This is a genomic window from Nostoc sp. (assembly GCF_036917515.1).
Lineage (GTDB): Bacteria > Cyanobacteriota > Cyanobacteriia > Cyanobacteriales > Nostocaceae > Nostoc.
The window spans coordinates 17,053-38,770 of record NZ_JBALDE010000153.1 but is presented as its reverse complement, the minus strand read 5'-3'; the positions used below and the strand labels follow the sequence as shown (position 1 = coordinate 38,770).

Genomic DNA, 21,718 nt, shown 5'->3' with positions numbered 1-21,718 from the left:
TACAAATGCTCTGAATGCGGTAACTAAAAAAGACATTATTGGATGGTTCACCCACTGCTGTTACTATATTGCACCCAACTGAGAACCGCTATAAAGTTTGGCAATTAAAGGAGAACTCTAATCAGCCACTCCATACCATCGCTCACGCCCATCTGAGTGAGGTCTTATCACTAGCAATTAGCCCTGATGGTCAAACATTGGTAAGTGGCGGGGCAGATAGAACAATCAAACTTTGGAATTTAACAACGGGAACGAAAAAAATACCCCACATCCTCGAAGGTCATGCAGGTCGGATTTGGTGTATTGCCATTAGTCCAGATGGTAAAAAAATTGCTAGTGCTAGTGCGGATTATACTGTGAAGATTTGGAATTTGCAAACTGGAAAGATCCTTCAAACCTTCGCTGGACATTTGGGTGAAGTTCGTGCTGTCGCTTTTAGCCCAAATGGAAATCTTCTGGCTAGTGGCGGTGATGACTTGGAGATCAGGCTTTGGCAAATTCAACCAACAGATGCCGCTTGATGAAAACTTTTGACGTTGACCTCAAGTAATAACCTAAACTGATGATTGAATAAATCAATGAAATAAGTGATACTTACATCACTTATTCACCCCAATATTTACAGAGCTTGATTTGTGCAGCAAGGGCGATGTCTGACAATAAGCCTCTGCACCTCTACGCTTACAGCTTGTATTGGTATTAACGAGAAGTTTAGATAGATGAAACAATGGCTCCCTGCAATGCTTTTACCTCTTGTTCTAATGCAAGCACCAGTCCTTGCACAAACAGAGTCTCCGCCTGAAGTGAATGCACAAAACCCTGCAACAGTAGTAATACCTCAAACAACAAAGCCTGATGCAGTCCCAAAATTGCTGCCATTGAAGAAAACCGAGCAAATTCGCCTTCAGCTAGTTAATTGTGGAGGGTGGCTAGACTGCGCTTTAGCTCGGCTACTGTTACCTGCTAGCGCATATATCAACCAACGCGAACTTTGGTTTGATAATTCTACTCAGGTTCCTGTTCGCATCCTCAACACAGCAGTAGTTGTAGAAGGTGATTTTACAGGGTATCAGCTTAATAACCAAGCTATTTCTCTTTCTCAAGATATCAAAACCCTACCTGTCAACCAAATTATCAGCATCCCGCTTATCCTTGGGCGTTCTGCAATACCTCCCGATCAATATAGTGGAGCAGTTTATCTAACTTTACAAAATCGCAGCGATCGCCTCTCTCTGCCAATTAACCTAAGCGCTCGGAGTGGCCCGCTATTTCCACTGATTGTTCTGTTATTTGGTGTGGTTTTGGGCAGACTTTTCAAGTATATGCAGGAGCGCGGTGAGCCACAAGCAAAAGCACTCGAAGAAGTCTACCGTTTGCAAGCAGATATTGCCGGGGCAAAATTAGAAGATCAGAATAAACAGTTATTAGCAGGTATGGTAACTGAAGTTCGCACACTTGTAGTCCGCGAGCGATTGGATGTTGTACCAACTCAAGTGCAAACAATTCGCGATCGCCTCGAAACCCTAGTCAAACTGCAAGCACTAGAAGATCAGTTTAATCAGCAAGCACAGAATTCCCCTACTGATTTTCCTGCGGACGAAGATGAATACGTAAGAAAAATTAAACAAGCTCGGCTGCGTATTGCTGAGGGAAAAGATGCCGATGCGAAAAAAGTTTTAGAGGAAATTAGTTTGGACTTAGACAAAATTGGAGCCAGAGGAGCAGGAAATTCAAGTGTTGAAGCCTATAAGCGATCGGTAGAAGAGATTACAGTTGCAAGTGATCGCATAAACCAACCAACTGGAAAAGCAAAGACTACACCCAGTCGATTAGGTAAAGTTCAACAGCTTTTGGTTAATCTTTCTGGTGTGTCCGATCAGGTTCGTGCTGAAGCAACTTTCTGGGTGGTGCGTCCGCTACTATCTCTAATTTTGCTTGTTGGCTTATCGGCTGCGGGGATCAGCTCTCTTTATATTGAGAATGGCACGACTTTCGGTGCTAGACCTTTTGCCGATTATTTAGGATTAATTCTCTGGGGACTGAGTGCTGATGTTGCGAGTCGTAGCTTGAGTAATCTTCCAGGATCAAAGCCATAAAAGCAACAGTTATTTGATGCTGGTAACTAGTTTGGGTTCATCCGAGCAAAATGCTCCAAAAGCATCCGGTGGAAAAAGACATAGCCACCCCCAATTTTTTTCATTAGGAGACGGTCTGAAGCGAAGTCTAGGAATTTTGCATAGTTCCAGGGAATACGACCTTTCAGGTAAAGCATCTGGCGCAGAGTGAAGTGTTTAATACAAGCAGCTCCACCGTATATCATCCCCAAAACCAGACCCATAACTGTCCAATTAAACGTCCTAAACAACAGCCCACCAGTAAACATAACAATCAACCCAATAATAAGGGAGTTTCTCAGAGAATTGCGAATTCCCTGATTTGGAATTGTTCGCTTAACTATTTCAGAACTACCCAATCCGCTACCTCCCACTACAATAATCAGCCCGATAATCGTAATTATCATAGGAGGTTGACAGTTATTAATTAGCCCAATAATAATCGGAGTAAAAATTAGCGAAAAAATTACCCCGGCAGTTAATGGTTTTCCCTCAATTAGCCCAACACCACCAGTTGACCGTACCTGTCCAGGGTTGAAAACCCCAGATGTTTGCCATAACCGACTAAGTCGCTCTAATAATATTTCTTTTGGTAAACCAGCAATCAGCCCACGAATTAGCTTGTAACCCATCAAAACAATAATCAGCGGAACAAAATACCACGAGCACAGTAGCCAATAGGCAATAACAACTTCCCATTCCACTGGATTTACAAATCTGAACTTAACCCTTTCCCATGACCAACTGAGTTGCTCTAACGGTGATATTCTTTTTTGGAAGCCAGCAATTAGCGCACTAATCAGCCCAATAATCAGCGCAGTATACACATCATCATTCCTCAGCACCCCATTCAGCCAGAAACTAAACAGATAAATCAGACCAAAAATCAGCCAAAAAACTATAAAGATTATAATTTGATAAGCCCTTTCCTCACTTTTATTCTTTAACCAAGTAGGTTGTATCTTCTCAATCAAAAAGATTGTTTGCTTTTCCTGCACCATCCAGCTTGCCAACCAGTTCAGCCAACGCAGTACATTCTTTTTGTCATATTCTAAACTAGCACCTCGCTCTAGCCTGCGCTCAATATAAGTATCGAATAGATGTTGGTTTCGCTCTTTGTGTGATAGAAGTTCAGTCTTCAAAGTTTCCACTGAGTATCCTTGATATGCCACACTCATTAGGTTCAAAATCAGCGGAGTTTGAGCAAACTGCTCTAGTTCCGCATCTCTTTTTAAAAGCGTTTTTAAGCCTGTCAGAGATCCACCAACACGGTCTAAAAACTGATACACCTGCTTAGATGAAAGGGGTTGCAAGCAAAGAGCACTGCTAATCTGTAAGCGTTCTGTCAGCGATTCATAGTCTCGGACTCGGCTACAAACCGCCAACTCAGTCTGGGGAAATAGCCCAATAAACGTGTTCAAAGCACGAACACAATCGTTGCGATGGTCTTCTTTGACTTCATCCAGTCCATCCAGCAATAGGATAAGCTGCTGTTGAGTAATCCAGGGTTCACTCAATGACTTTGGAACCTGATATTTTTCCTGTAGCTCATCAATCAACCAATCGATAATCCGCTTTTGATCCTTTGCCCAAGAAGATAGATTAAATACGACGGGCATTGGTAAGCTCAAATTCTTTTCACTGCGTTCGATCAGGCGTTGTGTCAATTGCAGGAGGGCGATCGTCTTTCCGGCTCCCGGAGATCCTAAAATCAACAGCGTCCGACCTTGCCCAATTTCCTCATAAATTTGCGTGTCTCGTAGCTTTTCATAGGACGTATCCAGTTCTACAGACAATGCCTCAATTCCCTGGGATAGATCGGCGATCGCGTCTGGACGAGCTTTCATGTCAAGGCTAATAGCAGCATCACCCTGGAGCGAAGGCTTGAGAAATCCTTCAATCCAAAATGACTTCATCTTGCTTAACACTACCTTACGCTGTGCATACTGCCATTTGGTCACAGAAGCGGCATTTTGAGCAGAAAACTGCCCAAAATTGTCATAAGCCACTCTTGCGTGATCTTTGTATTGCTTGCGATCAGCTTCTTGTTGAACATATTCAACAAATTCCTGTGGAGGCTTGGACGCTGCTGGCAAAGGAGGAACCTTTGGAACTGAGCCGCTCCCAGCTACGTTAGAGGGGAATAATTCACTCTTTTTCAGTAATACTGGCTTCAGATATTCTGCCAGATCAGGTTGTGCGGGTTGTCCAACCTTTCCAGCATATTCAAGCTTGCGATACTGCCTAGATTGAGTAGATTGGGAATTGGTTTCGCTCCAGATATGAATTGCGATACAACCCATTTCATACGCTTGCTCGATTAACTTTCCTGCTGCTAACCCTTTATAGAAGCCCACTGAAAAGAGAAGGGCAGCTTTATCGAGGATGGGCTGACTCATCCCAATCACATAGTTAATATTTTCCACGATCGCTTCTGCCTGGCGATCGCTGTCGCAAGCATTCAGCACCAAACAGTTAATCTCATCTGAAAAAGTTTTGAATATTCGAGTCAGTATCTCCGTGCTAATAAGCTGTTCCCGTCCATTCTCATCCTGGAAAAGTAACCCTTGCTCTCCTGCTCCATGCCCACAAAAGTGAACAATCCGTGGACTATGTTCCGCAAGTAGTTCCTGTAACTCCTGAGAGCGAACCTCAAACCCAAACTTGAGTTCAAACGTTCCCAAACGCTGTATCGCCGAGGTCAAATCCGCGATTTCTCGATTAAGATCCAGATCTCGTCTCGGATTAGAGGACAGAATCAGGATTTTTGGCATTGCTTTTCACGTTTTTATGTAATCTCATACTTTTCATAAAGTACAAGCATAATTACGCAATTTTCCCTAGAAAAACAAATCTGACAGGATCAGTGATCTAAAGATTAAACTGTAAATCATGGGTGGTCTAAATTTTTACTGATACCCGCTTGCCCTATGAAAATTCTATTCCTCGCCGCAAATCCTCCAGGAACTGCTAGATTAGACTTAGATAAAGAGGTTAGCAAAATAGATGACGGTTTGCAGCGCTCAAAGTTGCGTGACCAATTTCATCTGTCTCCAAATGGGCAGTCGATTCAAGCTCTCTATGAAGAGCATTGCTAGAAGAAAAGCCTGATATTGTGCATTTTTCTGGGCATGGGGAGGGACAGACAGGATTAGTACTGGTTGGTCAGAATGGAGAACCTAAGCCAGCCACAAGTGAGGCTCTTTCAGGACTTTTTAAATTATTCCCAGAGATCAAGTGTGTAGTACTTAACGCCTGTTATGCAGAGGCACAGGCAAAGGCAATTGTCAAGCATATTGATTATGTGATTGGGATGAAACAATCTGTGCGAGATGATGCAACGATCATATTTGCGACAGGATTTTATGATGGATTAGGTTATGATAAATCGATTGATGTTGCTTTTGAACTAGGTTGTAACGCGATTCAATTTGAACTTGCAAGCTTTTCTTCAACTACGCGATCGCGCAAGCTTATCCCTGTTGATCTTGAAAAAGTTGAACCGCTACCAGAACATCTCATTCCTGTGTTACTTTAAATTCATCCTTTACTCTTTTCCCTACCTATCAATCGAAAAACTCTACTAGAGAATCTTAAGCAATTTTTACTGTAGCATTACTCAAAGAAGTCAAGTGAACAGCGATCACTTCCTATTGTCGATTTCAATCTATGCTAATTCTATCAATTGATTGGGAGCAATCAAAACTGGCGTTAACCCATCCTCATCATCTAAAGTCGGTTCAGTCGAAGATTCTGTGCGGCCTCTGAGGGCTACACTTTGGTTTGTATTAGGGTTTAACTTAAATCGCGAAACTCCACCAACAGTCTCTACCCAAATTGGACAAGCTTTGAAACCGAAACCGAGAGCTTGGCTGCCATTAAAAGAGATTTTTGTATCTACCTTTTTTTCCACATAAATTTTTGAACTTAATCCAATTACATTTTTAAGAGCGTCGATATTAATGTCCATTCCTCGCTCACTGTCCTGATAAAGCCTAATACCAAAAGAGTTAGATTTTAGAATATCAATAATGATGTAAGCTTCTCCTTGTTCATTAAATTGAGGAACAAAGTTTTGATCAATCGAAGGACTCGCTTCCCTCAAGAATTTAGTAACAGAAGCAGGCATAACAGTGTCATACTGAACATTTTCATATTCAAACTCGATTCTAGAAGCTTTTCCAAAAACTGATTCTATACCTGCGCTCTTTCCACCCAATGCAGATAAGAGATCATTAAGAATTGAAATACCAAACTTTAACTCTAACTTATTTGTTCTCAATCCACTGATTGTTCCTGCTTTAAGATTTTCAAAAACTTTAGGAAGAGATGGAACTGGATCGGCAATTATATCTGTAATATTACCATAAATACTTGAAATTGAAGTTTTAGGATCGCGGGATAAAATAGTTAATGGGGTGATTCCCTCTCTCGGAAGTTTAATTGCGTTATATCCAAGTTGGTTTAAGTGGTCAATTGCTTGGTCTGTGCAAGTCGCCATGTTTGACAATCCTTAATATAGTTTGATCACCAAAATTATAAATCTCAATTTAACTATTCCCCAAAAAGGAATAACTTCAAGATAAAGATACCAGAGCTTTGATCAAATTAGAAAAAATATTTTACAAGTTGAACAGTATTAAACCTCTTTAATTATGAATTTTTTTATAGATACATAGTTGGGTTGAAAGCAGTTAACAGTGGACTTAAGACCAAGGCGATCGCAATTGCTTTGAGGAAGACTACAGTGAAATTGCTGCTTATTTTAAACAGACATAACAGGGCAATCATAAATTTTTATAAGCTGATCAGCACAAAATGATTATAAACGGAATAATCTAGAATAACTTATCCTTTCTAGCTGGAGATTCAGCAGAGATTAAAATACCTATTGAACCTAAAAAAAATTAATTACTATGACTTCTTAATCTTTACTCCAGTTACCTTTGAATTATCAATCTCTTGAATATTCAGGACAAACTCAAATGAACCCTTTGCTCGTTTAACCTTAAGACCAGTGAATTCACTACCGTTTTTAATAGAGCCAATATTTTGCTGAATGACTCTACGAATCTGCTTTGCAACCGCAGATGTTTTTCTAGGGAAGATAATGCTATCTGCTGAACGCATATATAAAACAGGCACTCCCCACTGCACGTTAGCTGGCTTTTCGTTAGAAAGGGACTTAGAATCTGACGATTCTGAAACGACTCCAAGCTTACGCTGATTGCTTGCATCTTGCCGATTGCTTGCATCTTGCTCATTGCTTTCATCTTGCCTATTACTTGCATCTTGCCCTAGCATCGCTAACCTTCCGGCGGCAACTGCTTCATCTACCGATAACCCAGCCGCTAAGGCTGCATAAAATATTTCACTAAATGCGATCGCATGGTTATCTAAGACTTCATACTGCATTGCAACTACAACTGGCACTCCTTCAGCAACTAATGTAGGAGCAACCCCTGCCCATTCTGAAGCCCCATCTCGTCGAGCTGATTCACAGGTTCCGAAAACAGCGACCCTAACCCCTGCTTGTTTAAGTTGCAATGCTAACTGAGTCGCAGGCATTGAATAGGGTGCCCCAGATGCATCTGTTTGTAGTAAGATGTAACCTTCCTGGTCAAAATGACCATGCCCTGCAAAGTAGAAAAGCTCTGGCTTTTTCTTCATGAGGTCATTTGTTAAGTCATGAATCGTCGCGTTTTCAAGTAATGGTCGCCACTCCAGAGTCACGTCATCTACACTAAATTCTTCAAGTACCTTCGTCAGATTATTCTTTTCATGGTCTAATTTAAGGTCTTTTTTGGGATTTGCCATCGCTACTAGCAGGCGAAGTTGCTTAGGATCGATGCCCTCAACTTTTGGATGCTTCTTGGCAATGGGTTCGTGTCTGACTAGTGAAATTTGAGGATTGAGAATCAAAAAGTGCCGATAGCCTTCTTCACCTTTGTTCAGAGGGAGATAAGTATATTCCCAAGGCAGTCGTGCTAGTTTGGGTTCACTGGTCAGTAAGCGTAATCGCACACCTCCATCCTGACCTGCATCTTTGACAACTTGCTCAAACAGGGTGCGAATTTCTCCAAGGGGCAAGAGTAAGTTTGCTAGATGTTCACCAAATTGAATTAGGCTTTTTTGATCGATTAATCTGTGTTCCAAACGACTGAGGCTTTTTGCTAGCTCATCGTAGTTGTAGTTTACAGTAGTTGCTTCTCGACTTTCGCCAACCGCAGGTGATGGTAAAACGGCAACTTTGAAGCTTTGGGTAAGGCGATCCAAATCTCTTAATTGTAGATAAAAGTCAAGATATTGTCTTTCTTTGGTCATTGGTTGTATCTCTTGCCTATGGCAGTGTTGTAGATGAGTTGATTTAGCTTTATTTAAGTCTTTAAAGTAATGTTAATTTTTTTAAATTAATAAGTAATTCAATAACAATATCATGCATTTGTGTATTTTTTATATTTCTAAGGGTTTTCTAGTATATACTATGTTAAATAAGATAGTAAAAAAATGTATGTATTAAGAATAAAAACTTAATAAATAACATTTTATATTGTGAATAGAGGTAGTTTGATGGAAATACAAAAGCTGTATAACTACCTGGATTAATATAGTTGTGATGTAGCACTTTTGTTAAGCTGGTGATTCAAACTCAGCTATATGTCAACCTTGATATCTGTGCTGGTTTTTTTTAATTGATAAGTGCTGCTTAGAAACAGCCCAAGCTATATATTTTAGGAAAAGATTAGGTTCTAAAATGTCAATCATGAGTACTATCAGTGTTTTAATTATTGCCGCTATTCATATTGCTATCTCCGTAGCAGAAATATTTTTATGGGAGAATCCATTAGTTTACCAAAGGCTTGATTTCACTGCCGAGATAGCCAGTAAAGTTGCTCCAATTGTACAAAATGCAGGTCTTTATAACAGTTTTATTGCAGCTGGCTTAATTTGGGGTACTTTTGCTAAAAGCAATTCTCTAGAGATCCGTGTCTTTTTTCTAGTGTGTGTCATAATCGCTGGCGTTTTCGGTGCATTGACCTTAAAATGGACAACTCTTGTACTTCAAACACTTCCTGCATTTGTTGCATTGGCTGTTGTCTGGTTAACACACTCTTGATTGAGATTCCAAGGGTAATAAATGTCTGTAAATAAGTGAACGATTGAAGAATCAACGTGTTTGCAACCAAAGTTTTTATTGGAAAGCGTATGCTTCTTCAAAAATACTATAAGGGCGATCGCCTTAACTGTCTAAAACAACTACAAGCATCATGTAGTCAAAAACGATGACTGAGACTGTTTCAACACAATTAAAGGCGATCGCCTTTGAGCGTGATATCGAAAGACTTACCCAAAACTTTACGGGTCGAGAGTGGATTTTCAAGGAAATTGACCGATGGTTGCAACAGGAAAATAAAAGGTTCTTCATTTTGACTGGAGAACCAGGAGTAGGGAAAAGTGCGATCGCTGCTCGTTTAACCCAAACTCGTAAGGACATTGCTGCCTATCACTTCTGCATTGCTCGACAAATCAGCACCGTTGAGCCGAACAATGTCCTATTGTCTCTGGCAGCTCAACTGATCAAATACTTCCCAGACTATGGGGAAGCCCTCGTTAACACGGTTAAACCTTTATTTCTTAAAGTTAACGTTGAAATTAACATTGAGAATATTAAGGATAGTATTGTTCAGGGTGTAGTGATTGAGAACCTGCACATCCACTATCCCAAAGAAGCTCTGGATATTGTGCTGCGTCGCGCGCTTGCAGCATTGCCTAATCCGCCGAAAAAACCTGTCTCAATTTTGATCGATTCTCTAGATGAAACAGTCACCTACAGCAATGAGAACAATCTGGTGACGTTGCTTTCTAGTGTTGATGACTTACCCTCGTGGGTGCGCTTTATCCTGACTTCGCGTCCAGACAAACAACGGGTACTCAGTTACTTTGAGACACTCAAGCCTTACTACTACCATCTGAATGAACTCTCTGAAAAGAACAAGAAGGATATTCATCAGTATGTAGATGGGAGAGTGCTGAGTGAGCCAATACAAGTACAAATTCAGAGATTTCAGGTACAGTCTGAAGCTCTGATTAATCAGATAACCGAACTATCGAAAGGAAATTTTCTCTACACCAAAGTATTGCTGGATGATATTGAGTTGGGTGAACAACCCATCGATAATCTGGCTACTTTGCCAAAAAGTCTTAATGAGTTATATTATAACTTCCTATTACGCCTTAAAACTGAATGGGAAGGAAAGTATCAACCTATTTTCGGAATCTTAACGGTCACAAAGGCACCTGTGACTGAAGAAGAGTTGGCTAATCTGCTGAGTGAACAGCTAAATGAAACTGAATTGGGACAGCGTTTAAGAGTTGTTCAGCAGTTTCTTGATGTTGTTCAAAACGATTATGCAGAAAACACATATACGTTGTTTCATCAATCGTTACAAGACTACCTGACTGATAAGGAAAAGAGTGGAGTTTTCCACTGTTCGCCTAAGGATGGACATCGGCAAATTATCGAGTACTGCTGGCAGTATCATCCCCGTGACTGGCGAGAGTGCGATCGCTACGGTCTGCGATACCTAGCTATTCACCTACTGGATATGGCTGCTCTAGAAAAGCCACCAATTAAAGCCAGGAAGTATGTTGAAAGACTGCATGAACTACTGGCAACCGAAGTTGATAGGCGCAATGCTTGGTTTGATGCCAAAGACCGAATTGGAGAAACAGCAGGGTTTCTAGCAGATGTAGAACTGGCATGGGCGCAAGCTGATGAGGCGTATGACCGGGAACCGGGAAAAAGCATTGGATTGCAGTGCCGCTATGCATTGATTAAAACTTCGATCAATAGTTTGGCAAGGATTCCAACAGCACTGATAATGATTCTCGTTAAATATAAATATTGGGAATTGGTTAAGGCTTTGGCATACACTCGCCAGATTTCAAACCCTGAAGATAAATATAGTAGCTTGACAGCACTAGCTGCCCAAGCAACAGATTCAGAACCATTGAAGCACCAGATACTTCAGGCGGCACTGCAAAGCGCTCAAGCGATTCAAGATGCATATGCTCGTGCCAATGCACTATCCGCTTTGGCAGATAAACTGCCTGAAGCACTTCCTAAAGCCTTAGAATCCGCTCAGGCTATTCAGGATCAATCCTCTCGTGCCCGAGTGCTAACTGCTCTAACAGACAAGCTACCTAAAGTATTTCCTGAAGCCTTGGAAGCTGTACAAAGTATTCAAAATGAGTTTTCGCGCTCTGAGGCACTGACTGCTCTAGCAGATAAACTGCCCCCTGCTCTTCTGTTCCAAGCTCTGAAAGCTGCTCAAACAATACGATTTTCAGAATATCGTACTCATGCACTAATTGCTTTGGTAAATAAATTACCCGAAGCACTTCCCAAAGCGTTGGACGCTGCTCAAGCAATCCGGAACCCATACCGTCATGCTTATGTATTGACTGAACTAGTAAACAAACTAACGCCAGAGCTCCTTCCCAAAGCCTTGGAAGCAGTTCAAGTAATTCAAGATAAGTCCTTTCGTTTTCGTGCACTGATTGCTCTAGCAGACAAGCTACCTGAGGCACTTCCTAAAGCCTTGGAAGCTGCCCAAGCAATTCGGAGTGAGTACACTCGTACTTATGCACTAATTGCTCTGGCAGACAAACTACCTGAAGTACTTCCTCAAGCCTTGGAAACTGCTCAAGCGATTCAGGATAAGTCCTCCCGTGCTTATGCATTAATAGCTTTAGCAGACAAACTACCCAAAATACTTCCCCAAGCCTTGGAAACTGCTCAGTTTATTCAGGGTGAGTATGGCGACCGTGCTCGAGTGTTAACTTCTCTAGCAGATAAACTGCCTGAGGCAATTCCCAAAGCTTTGGAAGCCATAGAAGTAATTCAGAAGACGGAATCTCGTGGTAGCGCACTGATAGCTTTGGTGGATAAACTGACCCCAAATCTCCTACCCAAAACATTGGAGGTTATCCAATCAGTTCCGTACTACCATGCTAAAGACCTATTAACTGCTTTGGTAGGTAAATTATCGCTTGATCTCCTCCCTAAAGCTCTGGAAGTCGCGCAATCAATTGAGAATGAGCCTTCTCGTGCCTATGCACTGATTGCTCTGGCAGACAAACTACCTGAAGTACTTCCTCAAGCCTTGGAAGCTGCTCAAGCGATTCAGCATGAGTACTATCGTGTCCAGGTATTGGACACTTTGGCAGATAAATTACCCGAAGCACTTCCCAAAGCCCTGGAAATCGCTCAAGCGATTCAGGATAAATCCTCTCGTGCTGAAGCATTGACTGCGTTAGCAAACAAACTACCTGAAGCGCTTCCTAAAGCCTTAGAAGCTGCCCAATCCATCGAAAATGAGTCTTCTCGTGTCAAAGCATTGGTCACTTTGGCAGACAGACTACCCGAAGCGCTTCCCAAAGCTCTAGAAGCTACTCAAGCAATTCAGGACGAGTCCTCTCGCGCTGAAACACTGACCACTTTAATAGACAAATTGACTCCAGATCTCTTGCCCAAAGCTCTAAAAGTTGCCCAATCTATTCAGAGTGAGTACTATCGCAATCAAGTTCTAACTTCTGAAGCGCTGATTGCCCTGTTAGAGAGGTTGGGATCGGACCTTCTACCCAAAACTCTGGAAGCTGTTCAATCTATTCAGGATGAGAACCGATGTATTAAAGTGCTAGCTGCTCTGGCAGACAAGTTTCTTGATACACCTTTAAAGGCTCTGGAAACCACTCAAGCCATTCAGGATGAAAACTTCCGTACCTATGCTTTGATTGCTCTAGCAGATAAACTAACCCCAGATCTCCTGCCTAGGGCTTTGGAAGTTGTCCAATCTATTCAAGATAAGACCTCTCGTATAAGAGCAATGTCCGCCTTGACAGACAAACTACCTGAGGCACTTCCTGATGTTCCGGAAGCTGTCCAATTGGTTCAGAATGAGTTCTTTTTAGAGAAGAGTCCATCTAGTACACTTTCTACGGATCTAAAATCTGCCCAATCCATTCTAGATGAGTATGACCGTGCTCAAGCTCTGACTGCCCTCGCAGGCGAACTAACCCCAGATATTCTGGCAGAGGCTCTGGAAGTTGCGCAGTCTATTCAGGATGAAGACTACCGCACCGAAGCATTGGTCGCACTGGCAGATCAATTTCCTGAGGCACTTCCAATAGCCTTAGAATCTATCCGATCGACTCAGAATGAGAGATATCGTGCTCATGCACTGTTTGCTCTAGTGAGTAATAAATTAACCCAACATCACCTGCCCAAAGCTCTCGAAATTGCTCAATCTATTCAAGATAAGTATGATCGCGATCAATTGGTATTCGCTCTAATGCACGAGTTAGACAAATTATCTAGTGTAAATCTCGACATTCTGGAAGCTGTCCAATCTATTCAGGATGAGTCGAATCGTAGCTATGGATTAACTGTTCTGGTGGACAAATTGACCCCAGATCTCCTATTTAAAGCTCTGGAGATTGCCCAATGTATTCAGAATGGAGAATCTCGTGCCTATGCACTGACTGCTCTAGCAGACAAATTGCCTGAAGCATTACCTAAAGCTCTGGAAGCTGCCCAATCCATTCAGAATGTGGAATTTCGTGTTCATGCACTAATTCCTCTAGTAGACAAACTACCTGAAGCACTACCTAAAGCTCTGGAGGCTGCTCAATCTATTCAATATGAGTCCTCTCGTGCTGAAGCACTGACCGTTTTAGTTTTTCACCTAATTAATGCCTCTGATCGCTTTACCATCTGGACACATTTAGTGTATTTCCTTTCTCAGCGCACTCGATCTAGTTTACTGAGCGACCTAGAAAGTTTGATTCCTGTTCTTAACACTCTAGGCAAGAAAGCAGCGATCGCAGACACCGCTCAAGCAATTCAAGACGTTTCTCGATGGTGGTCTTAACGAGGCTTAAACATTTTTGAGGGAGAAACAAGCCTCGAACCCATGCAGGGTAAGGGAAATACACCAAATGCTCAAAAATAGCCCAAACCCAATATCAAGAAACCAAGCAAAACGATGTCAAAGTCTTTCTGTATATGGATTTGAGGCTATTTTCTGCGTGTTTTTTGTCTAAGTCCCAATAGTAGGAAATTTGTTCACTATTCAAAAATCTTCTGCTGTTTTAGCACCTATAATCGAATCTAATGAGAACGAATATGAAAACTCAAAGTAATCCCCGCAACCTTCCAGAAAATCCACCCGCAAACGAAGATAAAGTAATTGCTGAAGTGATTCAATGCTCAATTGGAGTGTTGGACAAGGAAACCGATCCCGTTCAGCGTCAGCAGCATCCTAAAAGTCATGGATGCGTCAAAGCCGAATTTATTATTGAGGATGTGCCTGAAGAGTACAGATTTGGCATCTTTAGAGAACCGCATCGGTATTCAGCTTTCATCCGGTTCTCGAATGGTTCTTTGAAACCGCAGCAAGATTCCAAAGGGGATGTGCGCGGCATGGCAATTAAACTCCTGGGAGTTGAAGGCGAAAAACTGTTGGAAGAGGAACAGCAAGCACAGACACAAGACTTTATTTTGATTAATCATCCAGTGCTGTTTCTCAAAGATGCTCAAGATGCTCTTGACTTTGCCAAAGCTGTAGAGATGGCAAAGAGAATGCCATTTAAGCCTTTGAAGCCGCTTCCACTGCTGCTCATGTATGTTCCATCTCACTTGAAGCAATTCAAAATTCTGAAGACGATTCAGAAAAAACCAGTGACAAATCAACTCCAAATTCAATACTGGAGTACAACTCCCTACAAACTTGGTCATCATGCGATTAAATTTTCAGTTAAACCCAGTGTGACCCAAAGCAATATCCAGATTGCACCCAATTTAGAATCTGAAAACTTCTTACGCGAAGTTATGATTGAGAGTCTGAGTAGACAAGAGGTCTGTTTTGATTTTCTGGTGCAGTTACAGAAAAACCCCGATCAAATGCCTGTTGAGGATGCGACAGTAGAATGGAGTGAGACAGACTCACCATTCATTAAAATAGCAAACATTCGGATTCCGATGCAAACGTTTGATACAGAGGCTCGACGGCGGTTTGATGAAAACTTGTCATTTAATCCCTGGCACGCTCTTGTTGAGCATCAACCTTTGGGAGGGATTAACCGGGTACGGAAATATGTTTATCAAGCGATCGCAGCAACGCGACACCAATTAAACAAAGTGACTGTGCAAGAACCGACAATGAATGATTTCAACAATCCAACCATTTGAAATCTAATCGTCTTTGGCACATCAAGCATTCATCCGTACCTAAAGCACCATCCTATGATTGAAACTGTTGCAACCCAATTAAAAGCGATCGCCTTTGAGCCTGATATCGAAAGACTCACCGAAAACTTTACTGGCTGCAAGTGGGTTTTCAAGGAAATTGACGGATGGTTGCAACAGGAAAATCAAAGGTTCTTCATTTTGACTGGAGAACCTGGAGTGGGAAAAAGTGCGATCGCAGCTATAATTCTGCCGATGGTAGATGCGATTCTTCATTAAACCTGTCTGAAAATTAAATTCTCGTAAAGATAGGATATATAATTTTATTTTTATAAATCCTAATATTTACCATATATAGCTTTGGCGGATTGTACAGCATAATAAATCATGTTGGCACTTCAAATTTAAAAATCCTATTTTTTGTTTCTAAACTATCATCAACTATCCCAAATCCTTATTGCTACGTTGAGCGAAGACATATAAGCACCCTTTAAAACCCTTGTACAGGCTGGGTTATAAATTTACAAACAAGTCTATTATGAAGAAGCCCTACCATCTGAACTGTTGCTAAAGATGGCAGATTCCTGGCAAGTGATGAGTCAAAACAAGCAGCAGATGGGAATTGAATTTTATCAAATGCTGTTTGAGAAATATCTTTTTGTGCTGCCCATTTTTGGACGGGTAGATATGGATTATCTTTCACTCCACTTATTCCAAGCGCTGGAATTTTTAATTAATTGTCTCAAAGCTGGCAGCAGCGATGAGATGTTGCGAGAACTACGCTTCTTGGGCCAAGTACATGGAAGTGCAGATGTGCCAACCTGTGCTTATCCAGCAATTACAGACTGCATGATTACCTTAATGGAACGGCATATCTCAGATTTTACGCTCCAAGTACGCTAGGGATAGGTGACGGTGATAGAGCGAGTTATTAAAGTCCATAACCCGCAACTTGGGTTATTACTTGCCCCATTTGCATACCCTGAAGATTTGGTAGTATCAGCCTACCATTTCAGCAAACTCCTGAAAACAAAATATTTTTAAAAGATGCCTGAAAACACAAAGACGCAAAAGCACTCTCTGCGCCTTTGCGTCTGTGCGTAATATATCCGCTACTACACCATCTCAGACGAAGCCTGCACCATCTGCTGCGGCTGCGGCTGGAACATGAACAACGAGTACACCACATCTCGGCGAATATTAACCATCATATCCAAGAACAATTCATACCCCTCGCTCTTATACTCAATCAGCGGGTCTTTTTGCCCATAACCACGTAATCCCACCGATTCGCGCAAGGCATCCATTTGTTGCAGGTGTTCCCGCCACAGAGTATCAATGCGTTGCAAGATAAAGAAGCGTTCCGCTTGGCGCATAAGTCCGGGTTGAACTTGGTCAATCTGCGCTTCTTTGAGATCGTAAGCAATTCGCACCTGTTCGTGGAGGAAGGCTTTAATCTCGCTGACAGTGATATCTTCTAATTGACTCGCTTGTAAATCCGCTAGCAGATAGACGAATTCTTTGACTTTCTCAACCAACTTTTCTAACTCCCACTCTTCTGAGGGCAAGTCTATATTGATGTAGAAGTCAACGATGTCATCCATCGTTTTTTCAGCGTATTTAATCACCTGTTCTTTTAAATCTTGACCTTCTAGGACTCGGCGGCGTTCAGCATAAATAGCACGACGTTGATTATTCATCACTTCGTCATACTCAAATACCTGTTTGCGAATGTCGTAGTAGTAGGTTTCAACTTTTTTCTGTGCGCCTTCCAAACTGCGGGTAAGCATCCCAGATTCGATGGGCATATCTTCTTCTACTTGGAAAGCATTCATTAACCCAGCAACGCGATCGCCACCAAAAATCCGCAGTAAGTTATCTTCTAAACTGAGGAAGAATCTTGTGGAACCAGGGTCGCCTTGTCGTCCGGCACGTCCGCGCAACTGATTGTCAATCCGGCGTGATTCGTGGCGTTCTGTACCAATGACGTGCAAACCACCAAGTCCTACTACTTCATTATGCTCTCGGTCGGTAAATTGTTCGTATTCCTGCTTAATTTGCTTATAAGCTGACCGCAATTTCTGAATCACAGGGTCATCAATGGGAGCTTTTTCTGCTGCTATAGCTACCTTGTCTTCAGCTTCTAGTTCCGGTAAACTGCGATCGCCATACTCACGCACGGCAATTTCTACTGCATCTTTTAGTAGTTTTTCGGTTTCTTTTGTCAACTGGGTCGGGAAAATTTCTGGCGAAGCCCGCCAAGTTTTGACTTTTTTACCAGGGACAAAGCCTTGACCACCACCATGTCCTGTAGGCAATCCGGCTGCTCTTTGCACGCCAAAGGCATCTTCATCTTCTGGCATAACGATCCGGGGCATAAAGTATTCCCGCAGCTTTAGACGTGCCATATATTCGGAGTTACCACCCAGGATGATGTCTGTACCTCTACCTGCCATATTGGTAGCAATTGTAACAGCACCTTTGCGTCCGGCTTGGGCAACGATTTCCGCCTCACGTTCGACGTTTTCCGGTCGGGCGTTGAGTAATTCGTGGGGAATTTCTAGTTGTTTCAGTAGCCGACTGAGAAGTTCGGATTTTTCTACACTAGTGGTTCCCACTAATACAGGTCTGCCGAGTTCATGCATTTCGGCACATTCTCTAGCGATCGCCCCCCACTTACCTGCTTCTGTCTTAAAGACCATATCAGACAAATCTTCGCGTCTGCGATCGCGATTGGTGGGAATTACTGCAACTTCCAATTTGTAAATTTTTTCAAATTCCGGTTCTTCCGTTTTTGCTGTTCCTGTCATTCCGCCCAGTTTTGGATACAGCAAAAACAGATTTTGATAAGTAATTGTCGCTAGAGTTTGAGTTTCTGGCTGAATTTCTACATGTTCTTTAGCTTCAATCGCCTGGTGAAGTCCATCGCTCCAACGCCGTCCAGGTAGTACTCGACCGGTAAATTCATCTACAATTACCACTTCCCCATTGCGGACGATGTAGTTTACATCTTTAAGGAAAAGTTCTTTAGCTTTAATTGCATTGAAAATGAAGTGCGCCCAAGGATCTTCTGGGTCAAATAAATCTGTGACTCCTAAAAGATTTTCTGATTCAGCAAACCCTTCATCTGTTAATAGCACGTTACGAGCTTTTTCATCGACATCATAATGCTCGTCTTTTTTGAGTGTGAGTGCTATTTCAGCGGCTTGCAGATATTTTTCTGTCGGTCTTTCCACCTGCCCAGAAATAATTAGCGGTGTCCGTGCCTCATCAATTAAAATCGAGTCTACTTCGTCAATCACGCAATAATTGAACGGGCGTTGCACTACATCTACCATTGATGTCGCCATGTTATCCCGCAGGTAGTCAAATCCTACTTCGCTGTTGGTGACATAAGTAATATCACACTCGTAATTTTTCTGACGTTCGCTGGGAGTCATGCTTGACTGAATTAGCCCCACACTCAACCCCAAGAATCGATGCACCTGTCCCATCCATTCCGCGTCTCGACGAGCCAGGTAATCGTTGACGGTAACGACGTGTACACCTTTACCAGTAAGGGCATTTAAGTAACTCGGCAAGGTTGCGACTAGTGTTTTACCTTCGCCGGTTTTCATTTCGGCAATTTGCCCCACGTGCAAAATGATACCGCCAAGAAGTTGGACATCAAAGTGCCGCAAGCCTAAGACTCGCCGTCCTGCTTCCCGAACAACGGCGTAAGCTTCTGGCAATATGTCATTTAGGGTTTCGCCTTTAGCAAGCCGTTGTTTAAATTCGACGGTTTTACCTTTTAACTCATCATCGGAAAGAACCTTAATTTCTTCCTCTAAAAGGTTAATTTCAGTAACAGAAGGTTGGTATTTTTTAAGCTTACGAGCGTTGGGGTCGCCCAACAAAAGTTTTAGCATGGCAGGTTATAGAACTGAATCAAAGGGGATGAAAATTAAAGGGTAGGCATTGATTATAAACATTTAACCCAGCCCAAACGTCTTGGTTGTGGATGGGTGTGAAATGAGAATTACCTCAAAAGCAGGATAAAAACTAGCCAATCATTTAATAAACTAATTGGTTTTAACCTTATCTTATATTTACTCTTTCTTCATAGTATCATTTTGCCTCCAGATGGGGCCACAGAAGGAGCAGAGGGAGACACGGGAGTAGGAAAGACAAGGGTGAATATTTTACATTGTCCTCCCTATCTCCCTTGTCCCCGTGATCTTCGCCACCTTAATTCGAGTTCTTCCACTCTGCCGTCAGGCGGCGGAAATTGTAATCATTAGCACTGGGATGACAGCTGACACAACTGCCAATCTGGACAGGACGTGGTAACTTAACTCCTGGATGCAAAGCTCTGAAATAACGCGAGTTGTTGACGCGATATGGTGTTTCTTCGTCATCTAGCTGCACACGGGAGAAAGTTGAAAGATATTTCCACACCAAGATGCGTGGCGGATCAACTAAAGGCTGAAGTTGTGTCCCGTAGTGCTGCGAGTCTTGCAGGATATTTTTCCAAGTTTGGGTAGGTAAAACCGCTGGTGGTATAGCAATGTGACATCTGGAGCAGTTTTCTAAATAGAGTTCTTGCCCCAGTTGGTATTGTGCGGGTACTATGTCAACAGTGCCAATTTCAGCGGGAGGAGTAGCACTTTGGGCGTTAGTTGCCAAGGCTAGAAGCCAGCCCATAGCTAAACTCCACGTTACAATAACCAAAAGTAAACCGAAAAATTGGCGTTTGAATTCACGTTCGGCGCTTTGCTGTAATGATTGGCGTTGGCGTAGCCCGCCGTAGACATCGCGGATTTTGCGCTTAACAAAAATTGACATTCCTCACATTCCCAGATATTTAAAAGTGGCGCTTGTGCTAATCATAAGACTTACGCAGTATTAGCTGTGTTTTATAATTTTGCGTAAATAGTTTTGGCAAGCAACACATCTTTCATATCCACAACAGTAATATAAATATTTATTCAGCGTACCACTGACTATGCAAGGAAAAATATTCTAGTAGTTTTAACCTGACTCACTAGAAAAATCAGCCATAATATCTCAGATTTCATTTGCACCAGTATCTTCTCGGTCAGAATTAGAATAAATCGTTAGTAGCAAAATGCTTGTAGGTAACTCAACTAGATAAATCAATCGGTATCCAGCACTCTTACTTTTTTGGATAATACTGTTACAAACTCTCAGCTTGTAAACAATACACGCCTTACCAATGTCCGCGTGCGAGTCAAGTCTGACTCTACTGACGCAAAATGAACCAGAGTAAAAGCGCAAAAAAATATTTTCTTCAGCAAGAAATGCAGTTACCACCACCTCGGATAGGTGTTTTTTAGATCATCAAAGTCACTTTGTATTAAGGAATAGAAACCGATCGCAATAATCGCTCAATAACAGTCCTTGAATTGCGTCCTCCTCTAGGAATAAGGCGATGGCAAAGAACATGAGGGACAAGAAATTTCACATCATCGGGAATGGCATAATCACGCCCTAATAGAAAAGCTAACGCTTGGGCAGCTCGTTGTAATGCTAATGTGCCACGCGGACTGACACCAAGAGCGATTTCTTCATCTTGGCGTGTTGCCCGTACCAATTCCAGGATGTAGTGTTGCAAGGAGGTTGCCACTTTTACTTGAGAGCAGAGGTAACGCAATTCCTGTACTTCTGCCAAGGTAATACAAGGCTGCAAATTAGCAACTTTTACACCATTTTGGATATTTTGCAGCATCAGGAGTTCTTCTGCCTCAGAAGGATAGCCCAAACTCAGGGATAACATAAACCGATCCATTTGCGCTTCTGGCAGGGGAAAAGTACCTTGATACTCGATAGGGTTTTGAGTGGCAATCACAAAAAAGGGCTGGGGAACTGCACGAGAGACACCATCGACTGTTACCTGATGTTCCTCCATAACTTCCAGTAAAGCTGATTGAGTGCGGGGTGTAGCGCGGTTAATTTCGTCAGCTAATAGCACATTGGTAAAGATTGGCCCAGGCAGAAAAGTAAATTCGCCGCTTTTTGGATTCCAAATGTTAGTACCAGTAATGTCAGTTGGCAGTAAATCGGGAGTGCATTGTAGCCGTTGAAACTTCCCATCTAGCGAACGAGCTAGGGATTTAGCCAGCAGGGTTTTACCAACACCAGGAACATCTTCTAAAAGAGCATGACCACCACCTAGCAGGGCTACTAGCACTAAGCGTATTGCCTCAGTTTTGCCAACGATGGTAAGAGCTAGATTTTGTATTAAAGCGTCGATTTTTTCTCTCATGCGTTGTGGGGAGTGGGGGGAGAGCAGGGGAGCAGGGGACAAGGGGAGCAGGGGAGCAGGGGAGAAGTTGCAGTAAGTTTTTCCCCTCAG

General features: G+C 42.3%; 15 protein-coding genes. 9 read left to right on the top strand and 6 right to left on the bottom strand.

The window, feature by feature from the left end; all coding sequences use genetic code 11:
• Positions 1-38 precede the first annotated feature (38 nt).
• Both V7K89_RS19980 and V7K89_RS19975 read left to right on the top strand, forming a co-directional pair.
• A complete protein-coding gene (locus V7K89_RS19980) occupies positions 39-521 on the top strand; it encodes a WD40 repeat domain-containing protein (protein ID WP_335190122.1) in 483 nt (160 codons plus the stop codon).
• 198 nt (positions 522-719) lie between these two features.
• On the top strand, positions 720-2,096 hold the full coding sequence (locus tag V7K89_RS19975; RefSeq protein ID WP_335190120.1) for a hypothetical protein: 1,377 nt from the start codon (positions 720-722) through the stop codon (positions 2,094-2,096).
• A 26-nt stretch (positions 2,097-2,122) separates the two neighbouring features.
• Here the strand turns inward: V7K89_RS19975 and V7K89_RS19970 are convergent, their stop codons facing one another.
• On the bottom strand, positions 2,123-4,888 hold the full coding sequence (locus V7K89_RS19970) for an NACHT domain-containing protein (RefSeq protein ID WP_335190119.1): 2,766 nt from the start codon (positions 4,886-4,888) through the stop codon (positions 2,123-2,125).
• A gap of 156 nt (positions 4,889-5,044) precedes the next feature.
• On the opposite strand from V7K89_RS19970, the gene V7K89_RS19965 reads away from it, so the two are divergent.
• Entirely contained in the window at positions 5,045-5,212 is a 168-nt protein-coding gene (locus V7K89_RS19965) for a hypothetical protein (RefSeq protein WP_335190117.1), read from the top strand.
• A complete protein-coding gene (locus V7K89_RS19960; RefSeq protein WP_335190115.1) occupies positions 5,206-5,652 on the top strand; it encodes a CHAT domain-containing protein in 447 nt (148 codons plus the stop codon). Before V7K89_RS19965 ends, V7K89_RS19960 begins: the two co-directional genes overlap by 7 nt.
• Before the next feature lie 129 nt (positions 5,653-5,781).
• Here the strand turns inward: V7K89_RS19960 and V7K89_RS19955 are convergent, their stop codons facing one another.
• On the bottom strand, positions 5,782-6,615 hold the full coding sequence (locus V7K89_RS19955; protein ID WP_335190113.1) for a gasdermin: 834 nt from the start codon (positions 6,613-6,615) through the stop codon (positions 5,782-5,784).
• A 413-nt stretch (positions 6,616-7,028) separates the two neighbouring features.
• On the bottom strand, positions 7,029-8,438 hold the full coding sequence (locus V7K89_RS19950) for a CHAT domain-containing protein (protein ID WP_335190111.1): 1,410 nt from the start codon (positions 8,436-8,438) through the stop codon (positions 7,029-7,031).
• A 430-nt stretch (positions 8,439-8,868) separates the two neighbouring features.
• Here V7K89_RS19950 and V7K89_RS19945 point away from each other — a divergent pair, with 430 nt between their 5' ends.
• The 5 genes from V7K89_RS19945 (at position 8,869) to V7K89_RS19925 (ending at position 16,266) form a co-directional block, all read left to right on the top strand.
• Positions 8,869-9,231 (top strand): DUF1304 domain-containing protein, encoded by a 363-nt coding sequence (locus V7K89_RS19945; protein ID WP_335190109.1) that lies wholly within the window; start codon positions 8,869-8,871, stop codon positions 9,229-9,231.
• Between the two features lie 166 nt (positions 9,232-9,397).
• Positions 9,398-14,047: an NACHT domain-containing protein gene (locus tag V7K89_RS19940; RefSeq protein ID WP_335190107.1), complete on the top strand. Its 4,650-nt coding sequence runs from the start codon at positions 9,398-9,400 to the stop codon at positions 14,045-14,047.
• Positions 14,048-14,301: 254 nt separating this feature from the next.
• Positions 14,302-15,366: a catalase family protein gene (locus tag V7K89_RS19935; RefSeq protein WP_335190105.1), complete on the top strand. Its 1,065-nt coding sequence runs from the start codon at positions 14,302-14,304 to the stop codon at positions 15,364-15,366.
• A gap of 54 nt (positions 15,367-15,420) precedes the next feature.
• Positions 15,421-15,642, top strand: a complete 222-nt coding sequence (locus tag V7K89_RS19930; RefSeq protein WP_335190103.1) for a hypothetical protein — start codon at positions 15,421-15,423, stop codon at positions 15,640-15,642.
• Between the two features lie 294 nt (positions 15,643-15,936).
• Positions 15,937-16,266: a globin gene (locus tag V7K89_RS19925; RefSeq protein ID WP_335190102.1), complete on the top strand. Its 330-nt coding sequence runs from the start codon at positions 15,937-15,939 to the stop codon at positions 16,264-16,266.
• Between the two features lie 212 nt (positions 16,267-16,478).
• Here the strand turns inward: V7K89_RS19925 and secA are convergent, their stop codons facing one another.
• From secA to V7K89_RS19910, 3 genes are all read right to left on the bottom strand, one after another.
• Entirely contained in the window at positions 16,479-19,271 is a 2,793-nt protein-coding gene (gene secA, locus V7K89_RS19920; protein ID WP_335190100.1) for a preprotein translocase subunit SecA, read from the bottom strand.
• 319 nt (positions 19,272-19,590) lie between these two features.
• Positions 19,591-20,187, bottom strand: coding sequence for a cytochrome C (locus tag V7K89_RS19915; protein WP_335190097.1), 597 nt, complete (start codon positions 20,185-20,187; stop codon positions 19,591-19,593).
• Between the two features lie 532 nt (positions 20,188-20,719).
• Positions 20,720-21,628: an AAA family ATPase gene (locus tag V7K89_RS19910; RefSeq protein WP_335190095.1), complete on the bottom strand. Its 909-nt coding sequence runs from the start codon at positions 21,626-21,628 to the stop codon at positions 20,720-20,722.
• Positions 21,629-21,718: the final 90 nt, after the last annotated feature.